Below are 22,568 nucleotides of genomic sequence, written 5' to 3' on the forward strand. Positions count from 1 at the left end.
ACCGGCGCACGCGTGTAACTACAGCGTGGCGGGCATACGGACCCCGATCCGGGTCCGTGTCACGACCAGCCGGCCCTCCTGCGGGTAGGCGTGCCAGGTGCGCCAGCCCAGCTGTCCCTTCTCGCGGTGCGCGACCATCGCGGTGAAGGCGTGCGGGGAGCCGGGGAACGTCCCGGCCAGCCCGTTCGGATGGTCGGTGACCAGCGCGAGCAACTCCTGCGCGCGGGCCGCGAACTTGCCGGGCGAGAGCGTCTCCACGCGCGCGGCGAACTCGTACTCCCACTCCCCGAGGCGCTCCGAGACGCCGAGCGGCAGCGGTGTGCTGCTGCCGGGGATGCAGGCCACGGTCTCGGAGCAGGTGCCCCGCTCCTCCTCCACGAGCACTTGGTGGGAGGCGCCGAGAAGCCTCAGCTGCAATGTCGTACCGGACAGTTCGAGGTCGAGGACGGCCAGGGCGGGAAGCGGCTCCCGGCCCAACGCCCAGGCCAGATCGGCGGCACGGGTGTCGGTGTAGGCGGTATTGAGGGTCGTGAGCATGGGTCGGCTCCGCAAACACGCTTGACGGGTGGACCGGGGGCGTCCCGGGGAAGAGCGAATGGACTGGTGGGGAAGGTCGCCCGCCCGGCTCGAACGAGGGCCGGGGGCTGGGGCTCTCCACAGCGAGGGAATCACGAACTACGCGGCACTCACAGCGTTTTTACCCAACTTGACGGGGTTTCCATCCCCATGGGGGCTGCACGGTTCAACTGTTCACCAGAAAACGAAGATGAAGTCAACGAAGCGGTCAACATGGGTACTTCGGCCCCGCGCCGACTGCCCGGTGGGCATCGGGTACCCGCGAACGGCACGCACACTCCCCACATCGCCCCCGGCCGCCGACACCGTGCCGGACGCACATGCCCCCGGCCACCGTTGACGTGCCGGGACGCGCGTGCCCCGGGCACACCGGTGCCCGGTGGGCACCTGCTCCCCACCGGGCACCGACAACCCGCGCGGACCGGCTGCCCCGTGTCAGCCGCCTCCGCCGCCGCATCCCCCGCCACCACCACCGCACGACGACCCACCGCCGCACGACGATCCGCCACCGCAGGAGGAGGAGGAATGCCCGCCGCCGCCCCCGCAGGACGCGCCACCGCCGTCACCGGCCGCGGCGCCCCCGGCCCACCAACTGCCTTCGGAGCGGTTCCTCTTGGCACCCTTCTTCCCCAGCGACGTCGAGCCGGTCATGGTCCTCAGACGCCGCTGTTCGCGCGCGACACTCCGGACCACCGCCTGCATCGCCGTCGCGATCACCGCGAGAACAAGGAGAGCAACGAACACGATCACCAGAATTCCCATGGCCCCCACCGCCTTTCACTTCCCCCGAAGCGAGACCCTCGCGCCTTTGCGTGGCCGGCTTCGCTCCTGCCCGGCTTCCTGCGTGACAGGGATGTCCCCGCCCGCCCGCACGGCCAAAGCCGAATTGAGCAACTCCAGAGGTTCGGAGGCGGTTTCGCCTCAGCGGGCGAGCGCCGCCAGCCGCCGCACCGCCTCCTCCAACACACTCGCCTCCTTGCAGAACGAGAACCGCACCAGCCACGTCGGCGCGTCCGACCCCACGTAGAACGCCGAGGTCGGGATGGCCACCACGCCCACGCGCCCCGGCAGTTCGCGGCAGAAGTCCACGCCGTTGCCGTACCCCGCCGGGCGCACGTCGGCCTGGACGAAGTAGCCCGCGTCCGCGCGGAAGGGCCGCAGCCCGGCCGCCGCCAGGCCGGTGCCCAGCAGGTCCCGGTGCGCGCGCAGGGTGCCGCGCAGTCCGGCGGCCCACTCCTCCACCGAGCCGAGCGCGCGGGCCAGCGCCACCTGGTACGGCGTGCCCGAGGCGTACGTCAGGAACTGCTTGGCCGCGCCCACCGCGGCCACCAGCGGGGCCGGCCCGCAGACCCAACCGATCTTCCAGCCCGTCGTGTTGAAGGTCTTGCCGGCCGACGAGACGACCACCGTCCGCTCCCGCATCCCGGGCAGCGCGGCGACGGCGAGGTGGCGGACGCCGTCCTCGTACACAAGGTGCTCGTACACCTCGTCCGTGATCACCGTCAGGTCGTACGTACGGCACACGTCCGCGACCTCGGCCAGTTCCGCCGGGGTGAAGACCTTGCCGGTGGGGTTGTGCGGGGTGTTCAGGATCAGGACGCGCGTCCGGGGGGAGAGCGCGGCGCGCAGCGCGTCGGCGTCCAGCGCGAAGTGGTCGCCGTCGAGGGCGAGCGGGACCGGGACGAGGGTGGCGCCCGCGAGCCGGGCGTCCGCGGCGTACGCGTCGTAGCAGGGGTCGAAGGCGACGACCTCGTCCCCCGGGTCACAGAAGGCCAGCACCGCCGCGGCGAGCGCCTCGGTCGCCCCGGTCGTCACGAGCACCTCGCCGACCGGGTCGTACGCCACGCCGTACCGCCGCAGCTGGTGCGCGGCGACGGCCTCGCGCAGCGCGGGGAAGCCGACGGCGGGCGGGTACTGGTTGTGGCCGGCGAGCACGGCGTCCGCGACGTCGCGCAGGAGCGCGGGCGGGCTGGGCAGCTCCGGGACGCCCTGGCCGAGGTTGATCGCCCCGGTGGTACGGGCCAGCTCGGTCATCTCGGTGAAGATCGACGTCCCCATGCCGCGTACACGCGCGGCGGGCGCCCAGGAGCGCGCCTCCACGTCGGCGCCCACGCCCACACCACCCACACCCAGATCCATGTTCACGCCTCTGCCCATCCGCCGGTCCGCTGACCGCCCTCACGATAGGCGCCGCCCGGGACGACCCACCGGAAAGCCCCGGCGCGGGACGACCACGCCCCCGCGTAGCAACAGCCCCCCTCCCTGTCACGGCGACACGCCCACTCTCCCCGCCTCCCGCCCGTACGCGACGGCTTCCCACCCGGTCGGCGCCCCTGCGGTCGCCCCGCGCACGGCCGCCGCACAGGGTCGGGGTGTCCTACCTCGCGCGCGCCCGGAGGTGCCCCCTGTCCGCCGACCTCTCCGCCGACACGCTCGACACGCTCAAGCCCGCGCGGGCCCGGTGGAGCGCCGCCCGCGCCGACGCCACCTCACGCACCCGCGCGGCGCTCCACCGGGCCCTCCCCGCACTCGGCCTCTTCGCCGCGGCCCGGCTCGCGGGCATGGCGTTCATGGCCCTGTGGGCGTGGCACATCGGCCGCTCGCCGCGGGCGCTGCTCGCGTACTCCTGGGACTCGCGCTGGTACGCGCACATCGCCGCGCACGGCTACGGCCGCACCCTGCGCTTCCCGGGCGGGATCGTCCAGAGCGACCTGGCGTTCTTCCCGCTCTACCCGGGCCTGATCAGGGCCGTGACGGGCGTCCTGCCGGTGACCGGCGGCACGGCGGGGCTGCTGCTGTCCTGGTCGGCGGCGGGCGCCGCGGCGTGGGGGATCTACCTGGTGGGCGAGCGGCTGCACGGCCGGACCACGGCCACCCTGCTGGTCCTGCTCTGGGGGCTGCTGCCGCACTCGATCGTCCTGTCGATGGCGTACACGGAACCGCTCCTGACCGCCTTCGCCGCCTTCTCGCTGTACGCGGTGCTCACGCGGCGCTGGCTGTGGGCGGGCGGCCTCGCCGTCCTCGCGGGGCTGTCGCGGCCGAGCGGGATCGCGGTGGCGGCGGCGGTGTCGCTGACGGCGGCGTACGAGCTGGTACGGCTGCGCGGCCGGGGCCCCTGGCGGCTGTGGGCGGGGGCGGCGGTCGCGCCGCTCGGGTGGGCCGCCTACGTGCTGTGGGTCGGGGTGCGCGTCGGCGACCCGCTGGGCGGGTACTTCGCGGTGCAGCGCGGCTGGTCGTCGCGGTTCGACCTGGGCGCGGGCTCCCTCGGGGTCGTCCAGGACCTGGTGACCCGCAGGGCGGACCTGGGCTTCCCGGTGGCGCTGCTGGTCGTGGGGGTGGCGGTGGTCCTCTTCGCCCTGCTCGCCCTGGCCGGACCGCCCCTGCCCGTCCTCGTCTACTCGACGATCCTCCTGCTGATCACGGTCGGCGGCTCGGGCTTCTTCGAGTCGAAGCCGCGCTTCCTGCTGCCGGCGTTCCCGCTGCTGCTGCCGCTCGCGGTGGCCCTGCGAAAAGCCCGGCCCAGGGCGGCGATCGTGGTGATCACGGCCCTGGCCGGGCTGTCGTTCTGCTACGGAACGTACCTGCTGACGCTGGCCTCCATGGCGCTGTGAAGCGCCGTGCGGAGTCCGGACTCACGTGTCCTCAGGCGTTCTCGGGGTCCTCGTCGCCCGGCTCGAGGCCGAACTGCTCCAGGAGCCACTTGTCGAACTCGATCGACGCGCGCACCCAGCTGACCGTGGACGACACGAAGTGCTCCAGGTTGACGCCCATGCTGATCAGCATCTGGGCCTCACCGATGAGGCGGATGGTGGGCGGACCGTCACCCTCCTCGTGGATGTGGCTGTACACCTTGGGCCACAGCGTCCGGCGGTTCCAGTCGTCGATCGCGTCGAGGATCTTGTCCTTGTCCGTGATCGGGTGCGGCCGGTCGTAGAACGTCCGCACCGAGAAGACCTGCTGGTCGTCCTCGCCGCGGAACATGAAGTACGTGCGGAATTCCTCCCACGGCGCCGCGAGGTCACCCTCGTCGTCGACGACGTACTTCAGCTCCATCTGTTCGAGGAGCTGCTTGACCAGATCCTGGTCGGGGACGACGGGGCCCGCCGGTCCTGCACCCTGCGGCTGGGGCGGTCCCCCGAAATTCGGAATCGAGGACGGGTCGATAGACATCGCTGGAAACTCCTGAGGATGGCGTGCGTGCCGTTGTCTGCGGACGACCCTAGTCGCGATCGTCGGCGGGTGGCCCTCCGGCCCGGACGGAAACAACCTGTCCGTCCAGCCTATGGCCTGTCCGGACCGGGCGGGACGGCGGCGAGGGGACGGACCGGAACCCGGCCTGTCCCGCCCCCGCCGACCCGCCGGTACGCGCTACAGCGTCTTCTCCGGCGGCGCCGCGGCCTCCGCGGCCTCCGTCGCCGTCGGCGGCTCTCCCGGGCCCACGATCAGGCCGTCGGCGAAGCGGGCCACGCGGACCGTGTCGCCGTCCGTGATCTCGCCGGCCAGGATCTCCTTGGCGAGCTGGTCGCCGATCGCCGTCTGGATCAGGCGGCGCAGGGGGCGGGCGCCGTACGCCGGGTCGTTGCCCTCCTCCGCCAGCCAGGCCAGGGCCTCGGGCGTGACGTCCAGGGTCAGGCGGCGTTCCGCGAGGCGGGCGGCCAGGCGGTCGATCTGGAGGCCGGCGATGTGCGCCAGTTCGTCCTTCGAGAGGGCGGAGAAGACCACCAGGTCGTCCAGGCGGTTCAGGAACTCCGGCTTGAAGGCGGACCGCACGACGGTCAGCACCTGCTGCTTCTTCTCCTCCTCGCCCGTCAGCGGCTCGACCAGGTACTGGCTGCCCAGGTTCGAGGTCAGGACCAGGATGGTGTTGCGGAAGTCGACCGTCCGGCCCTGGCCGTCCGTGAGGCGGCCGTCGTCCAGGACCTGGAGCAGGATGTCGAAGACCTCGGGGTGGGCCTTCTCGACCTCGTCCAGGAGGATCACCGAGTACGGGCGCCGGCGCACGGCCTCCGTGAGCTGGCCGCCCTCCTCGTACCCGACGTAGCCGGGAGGCGCGCCGACCAGCCGGGCCACCGAGTGCTTCTCGCCGTACTCGCTCATGTCGATGCGGACCATCGCCCGCTCGTCGTCGAAGAGGAAGTCCGCGAGGGCCTTCGCCAGCTCGGTCTTGCCGACGCCGGTGGGGCCGAGGAAGAGGAACGAGCCGGTGGGCCGGTCCGGGTCGGCGATCCCGGCGCGGGTACGGCGTACCGCGTCGGACACGGCCTGCACGGCCTCGTGCTGGCCGACCAGGCGCTTGCCCAGCTCCTGTTCCATCCGCAGCAGCTTCTGCGTCTCGCCCTCCAGCAGCCGCCCCGCCGGGATGCCGGTCCAGGAGCCGACCACGTCCGCGATGTCGTCGGGGCCGACCTCCTCCTTGACCATCGTGTCCTTGGAGGCTTCCTGTTCGGCCTCCGCGGCCTCCTCCAGCTCGCGCTCCAGGCCGGGGATCTCGCCGTACAGCAGCTTGGACGCGGTGTCGAAGTCGCCGTCGCGCTGCGCGCGCTCGGCCTGTCCGCGCAGGTCGTCGAGGCGCTCCTTCAGCTCACCGACCCGGTTGAGGCCCTGCTTCTCCTTCTCCCAGCGCGCGTTCAGCCCGCGCAGCTCCTCCTCGCGGTCCGCGAGGTCGCGGCGCAGCTTCTCCAGCCGCTGCTTGGAGGCGGGGTCGGACTCGTTCTTGAGCGCCAGCTCCTCCATGCGGAGGCGGTCGACGGACCGCTGGAGCTCGTCGATCTCCAGGGGCGAGGAGTCGATCTCCATCCGGAGGCGGGACGCGGCCTCGTCCACCAGGTCGATGGCCTTGTCGGGCAGGAACCGGGAGGTGATGTACCGGTCGGAGAGGGTGGCGGCGGCGACCAGCGCCGCGTCCGCGATCTGCACCTTGTGGTGCGCCTCGTACCGGCCCTTGAGCCCGCGCAGGATCGCGATGGTGTCCTCGACGTTCGGCTCGGCCACCAGCACCTGCTGGAAGCGCCGCTCCAGCGCAGCGTCCTTCTCGATCCGCTCGCGGTACTCGTCCAGCGTCGTCGCGCCGACCATGCGCAGCTCCCCGCGCGCGAGCATCGGCTTCAACATGTTGCCCGCGTCCATGGAGGAGTCGCCGCCGGCGCCCGCGCCGACGACGGTGTGCAGTTCGTCGATGAACGTGATGATCTGTCCGTCGCTGCCCTTGATCTCGGCGAGGACGGTCTTGAGGCGCTCCTCGAACTCGCCGCGGTACTTCGCGCCGGCCACCATCGCCCCGAGGTCCAGCGAAACCAGCCGCTTGTTCTTGAGCGATTCCGGCACGTCGCCCTTGACAATCCGCTGCGCGAGCCCCTCGACCACGGCCGTCTTGCCGACGCCGGGCTCGCCGATCAGCACCGGATTGTTCTTCGTACGGCGTGACAGCACCTGCACCACCCGCCGGATCTCCTGGTCCCGGCCGATGACCGGGTCGAGCCTGCCCTCGCGGGCGGCGGCGGTGAAATCGGTGCCGAACTTCTCCAGGGCCTTGTACTGGCCCTCCGGGTCGGGTGTGGTCACCCGGCGCCCTCCCCTTGCCTTCTCGAACGCGTCCAGCAGCTTTTTCGCCCCGGCCCCCTGCCGGTCCAGCACCTCCCCGGTCCGCCCGCCCTTGGCGGCGATCCCGATCAGCAGGTGCTCCGTGGAGAGGTACTCGTCCCCCAGCTCCTTCGCGCGCCGGTCGGCGTCCGCGATGACGGCCAGCAGCTCGCGGTTGGGCTGCGGGGGCGCCACGGTGGAGCCGGTGACGCTGGGCTGGGCGGCGAGCAGCCGCTCCGTACCGGACCGTACCGCGCCCTGGTCCGCCTCGACGGCGGCCAGCAGGTCGGTGACGTTCTCGTTGTCCTGGCCTGAGAGCAGGGCGAGCAGCAGGTGGGCGGGGGTCAGGTCGGCGTGCCCGGCCGCCACGGCCCTGCTGGTGGCGGCGTTGATGGCGTCCCGGCTCTTGTTGGTCAACTCGGCGTCCACGGGCGCTTTCTCCTCCTCGCGCGGATCTCAACTCTGACTGGGGCAACCTCTGCAAAGTTGAGTCTATTCCACTCAGGGTCGCACGCCTACGCTTTCCGCATGGCCCATGACGTACACCACCCCAGTCCTGAGTTTCTCGCGTTCTGGCGCGAGTACCACCTGTGCACCCTGACCACCCTGCGGGCCGACGGCTCGCCGCACGTGGTCGCGGTGGGGGTGACGTACGACCCGGAGGCAGGCCTCGCACGGGTCATCACCAACAAGAGGAGCAGGAAGGTCGCCAACATCCTGGCGTCGCACGCGAGCGGCGGTGCGCGGGTCGCGGTCTGTCAGGTGCACAAGGGGCGCTGGGCGACTCTGGAAGGCGTCGCGACCATCCGTACGGAACCGGAGGTCGTGGCGGACGCGGTACGCCGTTACGCGGAGCGCTACGAACGCACTCCCGCGCCCAACCCGGACCGGGTTGTCATCGAGATCGCCCTGGAACGGGCGCTCGGTCGCGCGTGATCGTCCGGTCGGGGCCAGGGGGGTGCCCCGACCGGACGTGCCCGCACGCGGGCGGGGGGCACAGCGGCGCCATCGTGTTTCAGGTCCACGATGGCGCCGCTGTGTGGGGGAAGTGCCGGAGCGATTTACAACGACGGGGGAATCGCTCAGGCACTGCGGGGGGTGGCGAGGATGGTCTTGGGTTCGACCAGCTGGTGGTCACGCTGGTCGAGGTTCACGAAAATCATGTCGTACCGGATGGCACATCGGACGGGCTGTGGGGCGCCCCTGGGCTTCCTCAGGCAACGGTAGGCCCGGACGTCGTCGTCCTCCTCGCGTACCACGAGGATCGGCTCTCCGAACAGCGGCACCGTCAGCGAGTCGCCACGATGTGGAATCGCGGTGACCAGGTCGATGAAGTGCCAGCCCGACCGGTAAGCCGTGGCCATCTCCCGCCGGAAGACCCGGTCGTCCGGCGGGACAGTCATGCGACGGTGCCGGCAGGCTCGCCCCAGGCGATGTCCTTCGGGGCCGGGCCCCAGGCGATGTCACCCGCACCGGAGTTCCACGCGATGTCTCCCGCGGCGGCACCCCAGGCGATGTCACCCGCCTTGGCGGCCCACGCGATGTCCCCCGCTCCAGCGGCCTGCGATCCGGCAGGCGTGGTGACCTGGCCCGCGTCCCCTCCGACAGCCAGCACACCACAGGCCAGAGCCGCAGAGAAAGCGGTGGCGACCACCGCGCGAAGCATTCTCTTATACATAGTCGGCTTCGTCCTCACTTAATGGGTTCCTCTTCCCCCGCCATGAAGACGATGTCCCACCCGGGCACGCCAACGCCACCGGATCGAGGCATCATGTTCCTGTATGTTCAGGACCCTGGGGGGTGGAGATTTGCCCGCAAGAGACACAAACCAGACACATCCCCATGCCATCACCGATATGTGTGATGAAGGCAGGCGGCTTTACGCCAGTGCGTTGCGCTCCGGGCGCATTGCCCGGAGCGAGGTCGCGGTGGCGCCGTGCCTCATGGAGTTCCCTCTTCTGCACCCGGATCCGGACGACGCGGACTGGCTTCGCCCCGTTCCACCGTCCGCGGCGCTCGCCCAGCGGCTCCACCCCATCGAGCGGGAGATCCAGGAGCGGCGGCACTTCGCCGTCGAGCTGACCGACTCTTTTGAGCCGTTCATGACGATCAGCGCCCAGGATCCGCCGATCACCCACGCGATCACCGTCCTGGAGGGCGACAGCCGGATCAACGCCGCGCTGGACCTGTCCACCGCCGAGTGCAAAACGGAAGTACTGACGCTGCAACCGGGCGGCGGCAGGAGCGCGCATCTGCTCGCCCAGGGGCTGGAGCGCGGCAGGGCGGTGGTGAACCGCGGGGTCAGCATCCGAACCTTGTACCAGCACACGGCCCGCCACAGCCAGGGGACCTTGGCCTACGCGGAGATGCTGGGCAAGAGCACGGTGGAGATCCGGACACTGGAAGAGCTCACCGAGCGCCTGATCATCTTCGACCGGACCGTCGCGTACATCCCCGCCAGGTCCGACCGGCAGGTCGCCCTGGAGCTGCGCCACCCGGGGCTCGTGGACTACCTGGCCCAGGTCTTCGAGCAGCTCTGGCGGCGCGCCACGCCCCTCACGGAGCAGGTGGAGTACGAGCCGACCCCGGCCGGCATCACGGGTGTCCAGCGGACGATCGCGCAACTGCTGGTGGAGGGGTACGTGGACGAGGCCATCGCACGACGGCTGGGAATGAACGTACGGACGTGCCGCGCGCACATCGCCAAGCTCGCCACCACGCTGGGCAGCGGCAGCCGCGCGCAGTTGGGCTACCTCATCGCGAACTCGGGGATCCTGAACCAGCAGTCCTGACCTGCTCGCGCCAGTCCTGACCGGTCACCGCCAGTCCGCCCGGCTGGGCCCCACGGAGGCCTCAGCCGCCCCAGGGAGCCCAAGGCGGCCCTTCTGGCCCTTCCGTGCCCAGCACGGACGCCCCCGGCGCCCAACAGGGCTCCGGGGGCGTGCTGGTGGCTCTCAGGGCGTGGCGGACGCCGACGCCTTCAGGGCCTCAGGGCCGGTCCGCCGGGCGCCACACGACCAGCGCGCCGGTCGCCTGCACATCGGTGTACGGCACCAGGTCGCGGCGGTACGAGGCGTGCACCTGCGCCTCGCGCTGGCGCATCGCCGCCGCCGCGCCGTCCACGGCCGCCGACAGCTCGGCGACCCGGGCCTGGAGTGCGGCGACCTGGTTCTCCAGCTCGATGATCCGCTTGATGCCCGCCAGGTTGATGCCCTCGTCCTGGGACAGCGCCTGCACCTGGCGGAGCAGCTCGATGTCACGGGCCGAGTAGCGCCGGCCCCGCCCCGCCGTACGGTCCGGGGAGACCAGGCCCAGGCGGTCGTACTGCCGGAGGGTCTGCGGGTGCAGTCCCGAGAGCTGGGCCGCCACCGAGATGACGTACACCGGCGTCTCCTCGGTCAGTTCGTACGCCCTGCCGAACGCGGAAGGCGGTCTGCGCCGCCCGTCCCTGTCCATCTCGGGTCATGCTCCTTTCGCGGCCTGGAACAGCTCCGCCCGCGGGTCGTCGTCCGCGGTCGCCTTCCGGTAGGCCTCCAGCGCGTCACGTGCCTCCACGCCGAGGTCCTTGGGAACGGCGACCTCGACGGTGACCAACAGGTCCCCGCGGCTGCCGTCCTTGCGTACGGCGCCCTTGCCACGGGCGCGCATCGTACGGCCGTTGGGGGTGCCCGCGGGCAGTTTCAGCGTGACCGGGGGGCCGCCGAGCGTCGGCACCTTCACCTCGCCGCCGAGCGTGGCCTCCGTGAAGGAGACCGGCACCGTGACGGTGAGGTTGTCGCCCTTCCGGCCGAAGACCGGGTGGGCGCCGACATGCACGACCACGTACAGGTCGCCCGCCGGGCCGCCGCGCTCACCGGGAGCGCCCTTGCCGCGCAGCCGGATCCGCTGGCCGTCGCTGACGCCCGCCGGGATCCGCACCTGCATCGTCCTGGACGACCTGGCGCGCCCGCTTCCCTTGCAGACCTCGCAGGGGTCCTGGGCGATCAGGCCGCGGCCCTTGCAGTCCACGCACGGGTCGGTGAGCGAGAAGCCGCCACCGCTGCCGCGGGAGACCTGCCCGGTGCCGACGCAGGTCGGGCAGACCCGCGGGGTGCCGTTCTTGTCGCCCGTACCCGAACAGGCCTTGCAGGGTGCCTGGCTGGACATCCGCAGCGGGACCGTGGCCCCGTCGACCGCCTCGGTGAAGCTGAGCGTCACCTCGGACTCGATGTCCTGGCCGCGGCGCGGCTGGACCCGGGTGCTGCCGGGGCCTCCCCGGTTGAAGAGGCCGCCGAACATGTCCCCGATGCCACCACCGCCGCCGCCGCCGAAGCCGCCGCCCTGCGCCGTTCCCGTACCACCGCCGCCCGGGGCGCCCCCGAAGAGGTCGCCCAGGTCGAAGTTGAAGGAACCGCCGCCGGCGCCCGGTCCGGGCCGGAAGCCGCCGTTGCCGAAGAGCGCGCGGGCCTCGTCGTACTCCTTGCGGCGCTTGGTGTCGCCGAGCACGTCGTTGGCCTCGGAGATCTCCTTGAAGCGCTCCTCGGCCTTCGCGTCACCCTTGTTGGCGTCCGGGTGGAACTCGCGGGCGAGCTTCCGGTACGCCTTCTTGATCTCGGCCTCGGTGGCGTCCTTGGGGACGCCGAGAACCTTGTAGTAGTCCTTCTCCACGAAGTCCTTCGTGCTCATTCCCGACGTCCCTCCTCTCCACCGGCCGCCGTTACGCCGTCCGTGCCTGCCGTACCCACCGCCGTGCCCGCAGCGTCAGCCCTCGTCGGGGCCACCGCTGTCCTTGCCTTGCGCGGACGAGCCCGACTCGCCCGCCTGCTCCTCCGACTTGGGCGTCGCCCCCGGCTGGGGCTCCGCCACCGCGACGCGGGCGGGCCTGATCGTCCGCTCGCCGAACCGGTACCCAGGCTGAAGGATCGCGACGCAGGTGTCTTCCGTGACATCCGGCGCATACGAGTGCATCAGCGCTTCGTGGATCGTCGGGTCGAAGGGCTCGCCCTCCTTGCCGAACTGCTGGAGGCCCATCTTGGCGACGATGGTCTCCAGCGACTCGGCGACCGACTTGAAGCCGCCCACCAGCTCTTCGTGCTCGCGGGCGCGCCCGATGTCGTCGAGCACCGGCAGGAGCTCCGTCAGCAGCTTCGCGACGGCGATCTCCTTGACCGTGACCCGGTCACGCTCCACCCTGCGGCGGTAGTTCTGGTACTCGGCCTGGAGCCGCTGGAGGTCCGCCGTGCGCTCGGCGAGCGCCGTGCGCACCTGGTCCAGCTGCGCCGTCAGCGCTATGTCGTTCACGTCCCCGGCCGGGGCCGCCGGGCCGGTCTCCTTCGCGGAGTCCGGCCCGCCGGCCTGCGGCGCGGCGTCTTCGGGGGTCGCGCCGGAGGGGACGTCAGGCTTCTCCTCGAAGCCCGGGGTCTCCTCGGTCACGCGGCACCGCCCTTGGTGTCACGCTCGTCGTCCACGATCTCGGCGTCGACGACGTCGTCCGTGCCGTCCTGGGAGGCCTGGCCCTGCTGGGCGCCCGGCGCCTCGGCGCCGGCGGTCGCACCCTCGGCCTGGGCGTTGGCGTACATCGCCTGGCCCAGCTTCTGGGAGACGGCCGCGACCTTCTCGGTGGACGTACGGATCTCGGCGGTGTCCTCGCCCTTGAGCTTCTCCTTCAGCTCGGCGATGGACTCCTCGACCTCCGTCTTGACGTCGCCGGGGACCTTGTCCTCGTTGTCCTTGAGGAACTTCTCCGTCTGGTAGACGAGCTGCTCCGCCTGGTTGCGCGTCTCGGCGGCCTCGCGGCGCTTGTGGTCCTCGTCCGCGTACTGCTCGGCCTCTTCGCGCATCCGGTTGACCTCGTCGCGCGGCAGCGAGGAGCCACCGGTGACGGTCATCTTCTGCTCCTTGCCGGTGCCGAGGTCCTTCGCGGCCACGTGCATGATGCCGTTGGCGTCGATGTCGAAGGCGACCTCGATCTGCGGCACGCCACGCGGGGCGGGCGGCAGGCCGGTCAGCTCGAACATCCCGAGCTTCTTGTTGTACGCGGCGATCTCGCGCTCGCCCTGGTAGACCTGGATCTGCACCGACGGCTGGTTGTCCTCGGCCGTCGTGAAGATCTCGGAGCGCTTCGTCGGGATCGTCGTGTTGCGCTCGATCAGCTTGGTCATGATGCCGCCCTTGGTCTCGATACCCAGGGACAGCGGGGTCACGTCGAGGAGCAGGACGTCCTTGACCTCACCCTTCAGGACACCGGCCTGGAGCGCGGCACCGATGGCGACGACCTCGTCGGGGTTCACACCCTTGTTGGCGTCACGGCCGCCGGTGAGCTCCTTGACGAGCTCCGCCACGGCGGGCATACGGGTCGAGCCACCGACGAGCACCACGTGGTCGATCTCGGACAGCGCGATGCCGGCGTCCTTGATGACGTTGTGGAACGGCGTCTTGCAGCGGTCCAGCAGGTCGGAGGTGAGCTGCTGGAACTGCGAGCGGGTGATCTTCTCGTCCAGGTGCAGCGGGCCCTCGGCCGACGCCGTGATGTACGGGAGGTTGATCGTCGTCTCGCTGGACGAGGACAGCTCGATCTTCGCCTTCTCCGCGGCCTCGCGGAGACGCTGGAGAGCCATCTTGTCCTTGGCGAGGTCCACGCCGTGGCCGTTGGCGAACTGCTTCACCAGGAAGTCCACGAGGCGCTGGTCCCAGTCGTCACCACCGAGGTGGTTGTCACCGTTGGTGGCCTTCACCTCGACGACGCCGTCACCGATCTCCAGCAGCGAGACGTCGAACGTACCGCCACCGAGGTCGAAGACCAGGATCGTCTGGTCGTCCTTGTCGAGCCCGTAGGCCAGCGCGGCCGCGGTCGGCTCGTTGACGATACGCAGGACCGTGAGGCCCGCGATCTCGCCGGCCTCCTTGGTGGCCTGGCGCTCGGAGTCGTTGAAGTAGGCCGGGACGGTGATCACCGCGTCGGTGACCTTCTCGCCCAGGTACGCCTCCGCGTCCCGCTTCAGCTTCTGCAGCACGAAGGCCGAGATCTGCTGCGGGTTGAAGTCCTTCCCGTCCAGGTTCATCTTCCAGTCGGTGCCCATGTGGCGCTTGACCGACCGGATGGTCCTGTCGACGTTCGTGACCGCCTGGCGCTTGGCCACCTCTCCGACGAGCACCTCGCCGTTCTTGGCGAAGGCGACGACGGACGGCGTGGTCCTGGCGCCCTCTGCGTTGGTGATGACGGTGGGCTCGCCGCCTTCGAGAACGCTGACGACGGAGTTAGTCGTGCCCAGGTCGATGCCGACCGCACGTGCCATTTCGATTCCTCCAACTGACTTGAGTGGAACAGACTCAAGGATGCATCACGGATCGCGGTGAGTCAAAGGACCTGAGTCGAGGGGGCTCAACAATCGTGCTGACGCGGCGCAACGGGGCTGGCGGGAGGCCTGCGGAAGGCCGGTGAGGGGATCCGCCGGCGCCCGGAGTGCCTCCGGGGCGAGGCGGCCGCGTCATGCGATCGTTCTGTCATAACTTTCACAAAGGCCCCGAAAGTTCCCCGGGAGCCCCCGGAGCCCCCTTGAGCCCAGAACGGTCAGGTGTCCGCCATGGAACGACTCCCGGCACGGGCGCGGCGCCTCGCGAGGGACGTCCCGGCCACCCGGACGGGACGCCTCGCGAAGGGACTCCTGACCCGGGCGGCGCACCGCGCGGGTGACCGCCTGGCCCGGCTCGCGGACCCCAAGCGCCTCCTGGACCTGACGCTCGGCTCGGCCCTGCTGGTTCTCGCGGCCCCGGCCCTGCTGGCGGCGGCGCTCACGGAGGCGGTACGGGCCCGGGGCTCGGGGCGGCCCGTCCTCGCCGGCGACTACCGCACCGGCCTCCACGGACACCCCTTCGTCCTGCGCTCGCTGCGCACCCGCCGGTTCCGGCTCGACCTGCTCTCCCGGCTGCCCCACGTCGTACGCGGAGACCTGTCCCTCGTCGGGCCCGCCCCGCTCGGGCTGGGCACCCCGGCGGCGGCCGCTCCGTGGCGGCAGCTCGTACGGCCGGGCCTGACCGGTCTCGCGCAGGTACGGCGGCACTCGCCGATGCCGTGGGACGAGACCCCGCTGCTGGACCAGCACTACGTCGAGCACCACTGGATCGGCCTGGACCTCCTGATCCTGGTCCGTACGGCCCCGGCCCTGCGCCTGGCGGCACACCCCCAGGGGCACGTACGCACCACGCCCTCCCCCCGCTCCCCGGCCCGCGGGCGCGCCCCAGCGACACAGATCACCACCCGCGCCACTACATTGCGTCGAGACAACTGGGTAACCTCAGCACGAACCGATTAAGTTACTGCTTAGTACGAGTGCTGGACCTTCCACCCTCGCAGGCCCGAGGAGCCCCTCACATGCAACTCGCCGCGATCATCGTGTCGCTGGTACTCGGCGTCGTCGGCGTGGCGCTGTTCGCCCGAGCCATCGCGCAGATCTACCGCTTCGTGCGACTCGGCCAGGACGTCCCCGCGGGCACGCGGACCGACGACCCGAAGCAGCGCACCCTGACGGTGGCCAAGGAGTTCCTCGGCCACACGCGCATGAACCGGTGGGGTGTCGTCGGCGTCGCGCACTGGTTCGTGGCGGTCGGCTTCTTCTCGCTCGTACTGACGCTCGTCAACGCCTTCGGGCAGCTCTTCCAGGCCGACTGGCTGCTGCCCGTGATCGGCGACTGGACCCCGTACGAGGTGTTCGTCGAGCTCATCGGCGCGCTGACGACGCTCGGCATCCTGACGCTGATCGTGGTCCGCCAGCTGTCCCTGCCGACGCGCGCGGGCCGCAAGTCCCGCTTCGCGGGCTCGAACTTCGGCCAGGCGTACTTCGTCGAGGCCGTCATCCTCGTCATCGGGGTGGCGATCCTGCTGCTGCGCGGGCTGGAGGGCGCGCTGCACCACGCGGACGGCTACCAGGCCGCGTACGTCGTCTCGTACCCCCTCGTCGCGGCCTTCAAGGGCCTGAGCCTCACCACCCTCCAGAACCTGGTCTACCTGATCGCGATGATCAAGATCGGGACGTCCTTCGTCTGGATGATCACGGTCGCGCTCAAGACCGACATGGGCGTCGCCTGGCACCGCTTCCTGGCCTTCCCGAACATCTGGTTCAAGCGCGACGCGGCCGGCGGCACGGCGCTCGGCGCCCTGCTCCCGATGACCAGCGGCGGCAAGGAGATCGACTTCGAGGAGCCGGGCGACGACGACGTGTTCGGCGTCTCCCAGATCGAGCACTTCTCCTGGAAGGGCATCCTCGACTTCTCGACGTGCACGGAGTGCGGCCGCTGCCAGTCGCAGTGCCCCGCCTGGAACACCGGCAAGCCCCTCTCCCCCAAGCTGCTGATCATGTCGCTGCGCGACCACGCGCACGCCAAGGCCCCGTACCTGCTGGCCGGCGGCGGCAAGACCATGGAGGGCGAGGAGAAGGCGACGGCGGAGCAGCTGGCCGGGGTGCCGGCCGCCGCGCTGGCCGAGGCCGAGCGCCCGCTGATCGGGACGCTGGAGGAGAACGGGGTCATCGACCCGGACGTGCTGTGGTCCTGCACCACGTGCGGCGCGTGTGTCGAGCAGTGCCCCGTGGACATCGAGCACGTCGACCACATCCTCGACATGCGGCGCTACCAGGTGATGATCGAGAGCTCGTTCCCGAGCGAGGCCGGGACGATGCTCAAGAACCTGGAGAAGAAGGGCAACCCGTGGGGGTTGCAGAAGAAGCAGCGGCTGGAGTGGACGAAGGAGGTCGACTTCGAGGTCCCGGTCGTCGGCCAGGACGTCGAGGACCTGTCGGAGGTCGACTACCTGTACTGGGTGGGCTGCGCGGGCGCCCTGGAGGACCGGGCGAAGAAGACGACGAAGGCCTTCGCGGAGCTGCTGAACATCGCGGGCGTGAAGTTCGCGATCATGGGCGGCGACGAGAAGTGCACGGGTGACTCGGCGCGGCGCCTGGGCAACGAGCCGCTGTTCCAGCAGCTCGGCCAGGAGAACGTGGCGATGCTGAACATGGCGTTCGGCGAGGACGACGAGGACGCCACCACGCGGAAGCCCAGGTCGGCCAAGCGGATCGTCGCCACCTGCCCGCACTGCTTCAACACGATCGCGAACGAATACCCGCAGCTGGGCGGGGAGTTCGAGGTCATCCACCACACGCAGCTGCTGCAACACCTGGTGGACGAGGGCAAGTTGGTGCCGGTGACGCCGGTCGAGGGGCTGATCACGTACCACGACCCGTGCTACCTGGGGCGGCACAACAAGATCTACACCCCGCCGCGCGAGATCATCGCGAGCGTGCCGGGCCTGCGCAGCGAGGAGATGCACCGTCACAAGGAACGGGGCTTCTGCTGCGGCGCGGGCGGGGCGCGCATGTGGATGGAGGAGCGGATCGGCAAGCGCATCAACAACGAGCGGGTGGACGAGGCGCTTTCGCTGAACCCGGACATCGTGTCGACGGCGTGCCCGTTCTGCCTGGTGATGCTGACCGACTCGGTCAACGGGAAGAAGAACGAGGGCACGGCGCGGGAATCCGTCCAGGTGGTGGACGTGGCGCAGTTGCTGCTGGACTCGGTACGGGTGCCGGTGGCGGCGGGGGCGGTGTCCTCGGACGCGACACCTCCGCCCGCTCCTGAGCCCTCGACGCCGCCGAAGCCGGAACCGACGCAGGACGAGGCACCGGTGCAGTAGCGGCCTCGGCGGCCATCCCCTGGGCGCGCCCTCCGGGGCCCCTAGGGGATGTCACAGCTCAGCAGCAAACCCTGCCCGGTCCCGTACCGCGTCGGCCGTACGGCCCGGGAGCGGGTACGTTCGACGACGTGGCTGGATTCAGGATCGGACGCGGCCGGGACAACCGCACCTCGCGACAACAACCGCAGCGGCAGCAGCAGCAGCAACAGCAGCCGTACGGACGGCAGGCGCCGCCCCCGAGCTACGGGGGCGGCGGACAACCCGCGCCTCCGTACGGGCAGCCGCCACGCCCTCCGCAGCAGCAGTGGCCGCCGACGGGCGGTGGACAGTACGGCGGCGGGCACGGCGGCCAGGGAGGCCCCGCGCAGGGCGGCGCCCACGGCGAACCGGAGTACTTCGGCGACCCGTACGGCCAGCAGCCCCACCAGGGCCAGGGCGGCGGCCACGGCGCCGACCCGTTCGCCAACAACCCGGGCCACACGCAGATGTTCAGCGTGAACGAGGACCCGTACGGCGACGGCGCGACGTACCAGGCGGGCCAGGCGGCCGCCCCGGCCGGACCGCGGCTCCCCTGGAAGGAACTGCTGAGCGGCATCGTGCTGCGCCCGGCCCAGACCTTCCTCCAGATGCGGGACTACCCGGTCTGGGGCCCGGCCGTGACGGTGACGTTCGTCTACGGCCTGCTGGCGCTCTTCGGCTTCGGCACGGCCCGCGAGGACACGATCAACGCGACGCTCTCGTCGGCCGTACCGTACGTCCTGGTGACCGCCGTGACCTTCGTCATCGGCGGCCTGATCCTGGGCGCGGTGACGCACACCCTGGCCCGCCAGCTCGGCGGCGACGGCGCGTGGCAGCCGACCGTGGGCCTGTCGATGCTGATCATGTCGATCACGGACGCCCCGCGCCTGATCTTCGGCGTCTTCCTGGGCGGCGGGAACTCCCTGGTCCAGATCCTCGGCTGGGTGACCTGGGTCGCGGCGGGCTTCCTCTTCACGACGATGGTGAGCAAGAGCCACGACCTGCCGTGGCCGAAGGCGCTGGGCGCGTCGGCGATCCAGCTGGTCGCGCTGCTGTCGCTGCTGAAGCTGGGCACGCTGTAGGACGTCTTCACCTGCTCCGGGCCCGCCCCGCCGTCCTGCGGCGGGGCAGCCGGGACACCAGGAAGTTACATGGGGTACGGCGCGTCGGACGCCCGCGAGTGGCTACCGGACCGGTGGCAGGACACTCCACGGAAAGTTGATCCAGTCGTCGGTGCGCTTCCAGACGTACTCGCACTTCACGAGCGACTGCGACTTCTCGTAGATGACCGCGCTGCGCACCTCGGCCACCTCACCCGCGCAGAAGTCGCGGACGAGCTTGAGCGTCCTGCCGCTGTCGGCGACGTCGTCGGCGATCAGGACACGCTTGTCCGTGAAGTCGACGAGGTCGGGGACGGGCGCGAGCATGACGGGCATGTCGAGGGTCGTACCGACGCCGGTGTAGAACTCGACGTTGACGAGCGAGATGTTCTTGCAGTCGAGGGCGTAGGCGAGGCCGCCGGCGAGAAACACACCGCCGCGGGCGATACCGAGGACGATGTCGGGCGTGAACCCGTCGTCGACGACGGTGCGGGCCAGCTGGCGCACGGCGACACCGAAGTCCTCGTAGGACAGCTCTTCCCGCTTGTCCGGACTCATCGCGCCGCCCTTCCCTCAGACCTGGGTGCGGTGGAAGTTGAGGAAGGACCGGGAGGCGGTGGGACCGCGCTGCCCCTGGTAGCGGGAGCCGTACCGCTCGGAGCCGTACGGGAACTCCGCCGGCGAGCTCAGCCGGAACAGGCACAGCTGCCCGATCTTCATCCCGGGCCACAGCTTGATGGGGAGCGTCGCGAGGTTGGACAGCTCCAGCGTCACGTGCCCGGAGAACCCGGGGTCGATGAACCCGGCCGTGGAGTGCGTGACCAGCCCGAGGCGCCCGAGGCTGGACTTGCCCTCCAGGCGGGAGGCGATGTCGTCGGGCAGCGAGATGACCTCGTACGACGAGGCGAGCACGAACTCCCCGGGGTGCAGGATGAACGCCTCGTCGCCGTCCGGCTCGACCAGGCGCGTCAGGTCGCTCTGCTCGACGGCGGGGTCGATGTGGGGGTAGCGATGGTTCTCGAACACCCGGAAGTACCGGTCGAGCCGCACGTCGATGCTCGACGGCTGCACCATCGATGCGTCGTACGGTTCGACACGTACGCGTCCGGAGTCGAGCTCGGCCCGGATGTCCTTGTCAGAGAGAAGCACGCCCCGAGGATACGCAAGGAGCACGAGCCACCCGCAATCGGCCGACGCGCACCCCGAGCGCCCCTAACCCCCAAAAGCCAAGAACACCCTAAACCGCCACACCAGCCACCCCACCCCCCACCGGCGGCGCAACCTCCCCCGCAACCTCTCCCACAACCCCCACGGCCGCCTCCACCGGCACGGCGTGCCGCAACCGAGCACACCGCGGACACCGGATGAGCCGCCCGGGCCCGATCCGCCCGGCGTCGAGCTGCTGCATCGGAAAGGCCGACGCTCGGAACACGTGCCCCTCGGCACAGCGAACAACGGGCCGCTCGATCAGATCCATGAGATCCCTTCCCCAACAAACGCGGACAAAGGACCACACTAGGGGATCAACAGGACGCAAACCCACCCCGCCGCTCCGACCCAACCTATCCACCCCCACCCACCCCAACTCCCGCCCCCCACCCCCACATCCACCCCCCGAACACAGAAAGGACCCCAGGACGCAACCACGCCCGGGGCCCACGATGAGGTAGAGTGTCCGACGATGCGAGGCCAACAAAAGCCTCGCTCGGCGGGTGTAGTTTAATGGTAGAACATGAGCTTCCCAAGCTCAGAGCGCGAGTTCGATTCTCGTCACCCGCTCCACACAAAAGCCCCAGGCCAAGAGGCCGGGGCTTGTTTGTTGTCTAGACCATTCTCGCTTGAACAGCCTCCAGTGACCGCCATGCCGACGCTGTCGAAGCTGACGACCTGGGAAAGTGCTTCCATGATCGTGCCCTCCGAGAAACCCATGCGCCCACTCACGGTGATGCCCTTGCGCGGGGACGAACCGATCGCCGGACTCTCCGACACCGCGGTCGTCGACTTCTGGCGCTTCGCCATGCCGGACCTCAAGGTCAACAACACCCGGGGCGTGTTCGCCGAGTTTCTCGTCCACCAAGCGGTCGGCTCCGCTCGGCGCCGGGTTGAATGGGCCAGCCACGACGTGGAGACGGACGACGGCCTCCGCATCGAAGTGAAAGCCGGCGCTTACCTCCAGGCATGGGAACAACACCGCCACTCCGACATCCGCTTCACCGGACTGCGCGCCCGCACCTGGACCCCGACGACCGGATACTCCAACGAGAAGTCCTACAACGCAGACGTCTACGTATTCGCCGTCCAGACAGCGCGCGAACACGCCAACTACGACCCGCTGGACACCACCCAGTGGGAGTTCTACGTGCTCCCCCGCCCGACGCTGGAGCGCCTGAACACTGACACCCTCAACCTGGCATCCGTGCGCACGGCCGCAGGCCAACCAGCCCTCTTCCCCGGCCTAGGTGGCCGAATCCGGGCCACAGACCCCCGCCCATCCGCACACACTGTTGAGGCAGCCAGAACAACCTGACCATCTCTCTGCGCACGCGCACCCCGCCATGCAGCAGCCCCGCAGTGTGCATGAACCGGTGGTGCGCCAAGGGCTTGGCCACTACGGTCGCGGCGTGACAGGTTCCCTCGGACTACGAGTTCGACGTAGGGGGCGCAATCCAACAATTCGAGGGCCGCCCGCTGTCACACGAGCAATGAGAAACGCCGGTGCTCAAATGGCCAACGGGGTCTCGGAACTGGGCAAGCGTGCCGCGGAGCAGCCGGAGAACCACCCGCGGGCCCAATCGGCGGTTTCGCATGGACAGAGAGTGATCGCGAAGGGGGCTCGCAAGGTCGGTGCCGGGCTCGGGGAGCCGCCGGCGTCCTCCCGGACTGGAGCGGCACTGCCTTTCAGTCCTTGCGGGCAGACGGTGAGACGGGTCTCGCGAGTGGGACTTTCCCTCAAATCGGCGGTCACCGTCACCCCGGTCAGGTCGTAGGGCTCCAGCAGGGCTGGGAAGTGGGTGATTTCATTCCTCTTGTCCGGCACCCGCAGCTGGGTAAACGGTCCGGCCGCCGCCGGTCATGGCGGCAAGGAGATGGGCGGCCGGAGTCGTACCGAGGCGCGAGCCGCGAGCACTCTTGCCGTCCACGGTCAGCGTGTCGCTCCCGGCCGGATCGCATCCCGGCGGGTCGGCCGGCCCGCCGGGGCAAGTGCGCTGGACGACCCGGCGGATCGTCACGCCGCTGGGTGCGACGCACAGGGTGAACGCCGTGGCGGTGCGGGTTCCGAGCCGCGCGAGGGTGTCCTGCGGCGCTCGCTCGGCCCACTTTCCGATGGCAGCGAAGGACTTCACCCCGGTGACCACCGCCGAGCAGGCCACCGGCATGGCAGCCACCAAAGGGTGACGCCGCCCAGGCCGGCACCGCGGATCGGCCAGAGTCCGCCGCCGATCGGCCAGTGTCGGCAGCCGATCGGCGCCAGCGGGCCGGTCGGCTGGATGCTGACGGATGGACGACTTGGTCAAGCAGACAGCGGGAGATCGGCGGCAGATCGGAACTCCGTTGGGCGAAGGCGACTTGGAAAAGGTCACCTGCGCAACGGAGCTTCGCTGCGTACGGTGCGCGCCCACCGGACCTTGTCA

The 22,568-nt window shown here is 70.3% G+C and carries 21 protein-coding genes and 1 tRNA gene; 8 read left to right on the forward strand and 14 right to left on the reverse strand.

Features of this window, described 5'->3' with window-relative positions; genetic code table 11:
- Positions 1-18 precede the first annotated feature (18 nt).
- The 3 genes from HA039_RS15690 to HA039_RS15700 form a co-directional block, all read right to left on the reverse strand.
- Positions 19-537 (reverse strand): DUF2617 family protein, encoded by a 519-nt coding sequence (locus HA039_RS15690; protein ID WP_167029704.1) that lies wholly within the window; start codon positions 535-537, stop codon positions 19-21.
- Between the two features lie 474 nt (positions 538-1,011).
- A complete protein-coding gene (locus HA039_RS15695) occupies positions 1,012-1,338 on the reverse strand; it encodes a hypothetical protein (RefSeq protein ID WP_167029707.1) in 327 nt (108 codons plus the stop codon).
- 159 nt (positions 1,339-1,497) lie between these two features.
- The gene (locus HA039_RS15700; protein ID WP_243870116.1) at positions 1,498-2,634 is read right to left on the reverse strand and encodes an aminotransferase class I/II-fold pyridoxal phosphate-dependent enzyme; all 1,137 of its coding nucleotides are present in this window, start codon (positions 2,632-2,634) and stop codon (positions 1,498-1,500) included.
- A gap of 314 nt (positions 2,635-2,948) precedes the next feature.
- Here HA039_RS15700 and HA039_RS15705 point away from each other — a divergent pair, with 314 nt between their 5' ends.
- Positions 2,949-4,187, forward strand: a complete 1,239-nt coding sequence (locus HA039_RS15705) for a hypothetical protein (RefSeq protein ID WP_167029713.1) — start codon at positions 2,949-2,951, stop codon at positions 4,185-4,187.
- Positions 4,188-4,218: 31 nt separating this feature from the next.
- Here the strand turns inward: HA039_RS15705 and HA039_RS15710 are convergent, their stop codons facing one another.
- Together HA039_RS15710 and clpB are read right to left on the reverse strand one after the other, a co-directional pair.
- Complete coding sequence (locus HA039_RS15710) at positions 4,219-4,746, reverse strand: type III secretion system chaperone family protein (RefSeq protein WP_167029715.1); 528 nt, start codon at positions 4,744-4,746, stop codon at positions 4,219-4,221.
- 198 nt (positions 4,747-4,944) lie between these two features.
- Positions 4,945-7,584, reverse strand: coding sequence for an ATP-dependent chaperone ClpB (gene clpB / locus HA039_RS15715; protein ID WP_167029718.1), 2,640 nt, complete (start codon positions 7,582-7,584; stop codon positions 4,945-4,947).
- A 99-nt stretch (positions 7,585-7,683) separates the two neighbouring features.
- On the opposite strand from clpB, the gene HA039_RS15720 reads away from it, so the two are divergent.
- On the forward strand, positions 7,684-8,091 hold the full coding sequence (locus tag HA039_RS15720; protein ID WP_167029721.1) for a pyridoxamine 5'-phosphate oxidase family protein: 408 nt from the start codon (positions 7,684-7,686) through the stop codon (positions 8,089-8,091).
- 146 nt (positions 8,092-8,237) lie between these two features.
- Here HA039_RS15720 and HA039_RS15725 read toward each other — a convergent pair whose 3' ends face one another.
- Together HA039_RS15725 and HA039_RS15730 are read right to left on the reverse strand one after the other, a co-directional pair.
- Positions 8,238-8,558 (reverse strand): Rieske (2Fe-2S) protein, encoded by a 321-nt coding sequence (locus HA039_RS15725; protein WP_167029724.1) that lies wholly within the window; start codon positions 8,556-8,558, stop codon positions 8,238-8,240.
- A complete protein-coding gene (locus HA039_RS15730; RefSeq protein ID WP_243869467.1) occupies positions 8,555-8,770 on the reverse strand; it encodes a 5'-nucleotidase in 216 nt (71 codons plus the stop codon). Before HA039_RS15730 ends, HA039_RS15725 begins: the two co-directional genes overlap by 4 nt.
- Before the next feature lie 166 nt (positions 8,771-8,936).
- Here HA039_RS15730 and HA039_RS15735 point away from each other — a divergent pair, with 166 nt between their 5' ends.
- Positions 8,937-9,947, forward strand: a complete 1,011-nt coding sequence (locus HA039_RS15735) for a helix-turn-helix transcriptional regulator (protein WP_167029730.1) — start codon at positions 8,937-8,939, stop codon at positions 9,945-9,947.
- Positions 9,948-10,143: 196 nt separating this feature from the next.
- Here the strand turns inward: HA039_RS15735 and HA039_RS15740 are convergent, their stop codons facing one another.
- The 4 genes from HA039_RS15740 to dnaK all read right to left on the reverse strand — a co-directional run bounded on the left by HA039_RS15740 (position 10,144) and on the right by dnaK (position 14,429).
- Entirely contained in the window at positions 10,144-10,611 is a 468-nt protein-coding gene (locus HA039_RS15740; protein ID WP_167029733.1) for a heat shock protein transcriptional repressor HspR, read from the reverse strand.
- 6 nt (positions 10,612-10,617) lie between these two features.
- Positions 10,618-11,820 carry a molecular chaperone DnaJ gene (gene dnaJ, locus HA039_RS15745; protein ID WP_167029735.1) on the reverse strand — a complete coding sequence of 401 codons (1,203 nt, stop codon included), beginning with the start codon at positions 11,818-11,820 and terminating at the stop codon, positions 10,618-10,620.
- Between the two features lie 75 nt (positions 11,821-11,895).
- A complete protein-coding gene (gene grpE, locus HA039_RS15750) occupies positions 11,896-12,567 on the reverse strand; it encodes a nucleotide exchange factor GrpE (RefSeq protein WP_167029738.1) in 672 nt (223 codons plus the stop codon).
- The gene (dnaK, locus tag HA039_RS15755; RefSeq protein WP_167029741.1) at positions 12,564-14,429 is read right to left on the reverse strand and encodes a molecular chaperone DnaK; all 1,866 of its coding nucleotides are present in this window, start codon (positions 14,427-14,429) and stop codon (positions 12,564-12,566) included. The genes grpE and dnaK overlap by 4 nt, the downstream gene beginning before the upstream one ends.
- 288 nt (positions 14,430-14,717) lie before the next feature.
- On the opposite strand from dnaK, the gene HA039_RS15760 reads away from it, so the two are divergent.
- From HA039_RS15760 to HA039_RS15770, 3 genes are all read left to right on the forward strand, one after another.
- Entirely contained in the window at positions 14,718-15,446 is a 729-nt protein-coding gene (locus tag HA039_RS15760) for a sugar transferase (protein WP_167029744.1), read from the forward strand.
- A gap of 59 nt (positions 15,447-15,505) precedes the next feature.
- Positions 15,506-17,818, forward strand: coding sequence for a (Fe-S)-binding protein (locus HA039_RS15765; protein WP_167029747.1), 2,313 nt, complete (start codon positions 15,506-15,508; stop codon positions 17,816-17,818).
- A gap of 128 nt (positions 17,819-17,946) precedes the next feature.
- A complete protein-coding gene (locus HA039_RS15770) occupies positions 17,947-18,918 on the forward strand; it encodes a Yip1 family protein (protein ID WP_167029750.1) in 972 nt (323 codons plus the stop codon).
- Positions 18,919-19,020: 102 nt separating this feature from the next.
- Here HA039_RS15770 and HA039_RS15775 read toward each other — a convergent pair whose 3' ends face one another.
- Both HA039_RS15775 and dcd read right to left on the reverse strand, forming a co-directional pair.
- A complete protein-coding gene (locus tag HA039_RS15775) occupies positions 19,021-19,494 on the reverse strand; it encodes a phosphoribosyltransferase (protein WP_167029753.1) in 474 nt (157 codons plus the stop codon).
- 15 nt (positions 19,495-19,509) lie between these two features.
- Positions 19,510-20,085, reverse strand: coding sequence for a dCTP deaminase (gene dcd, locus HA039_RS15780; RefSeq protein WP_167029756.1), 576 nt, complete (start codon positions 20,083-20,085; stop codon positions 19,510-19,512).
- Positions 20,086-20,644: 559 nt separating this feature from the next.
- On the opposite strand from dcd, the gene HA039_RS15785 reads away from it, so the two are divergent.
- Positions 20,645-20,718 (forward strand) — tRNA-Gly (locus HA039_RS15785).
- 79 nt (positions 20,719-20,797) lie between these two features.
- Positions 20,798-21,463, forward strand: a complete 666-nt coding sequence (locus tag HA039_RS15790; protein ID WP_167029759.1) for an RNA-binding protein — start codon at positions 20,798-20,800, stop codon at positions 21,461-21,463.
- A 490-nt stretch (positions 21,464-21,953) separates the two neighbouring features.
- Here the strand turns inward: HA039_RS15790 and HA039_RS34610 are convergent, their stop codons facing one another.
- The gene (locus HA039_RS34610; RefSeq protein ID WP_425086350.1) at positions 21,954-22,556 is read right to left on the reverse strand and encodes a transposase family protein; all 603 of its coding nucleotides are present in this window, start codon (positions 22,554-22,556) and stop codon (positions 21,954-21,956) included.
- Positions 22,557-22,568 lie beyond the last annotated feature (12 nt).

Source organism: Streptomyces liangshanensis (assembly GCF_011694815.1).
In the GTDB taxonomy this organism is placed as follows: Bacteria; Actinomycetota; Actinomycetes; order Streptomycetales; family Streptomycetaceae; genus Streptomyces; species Streptomyces liangshanensis.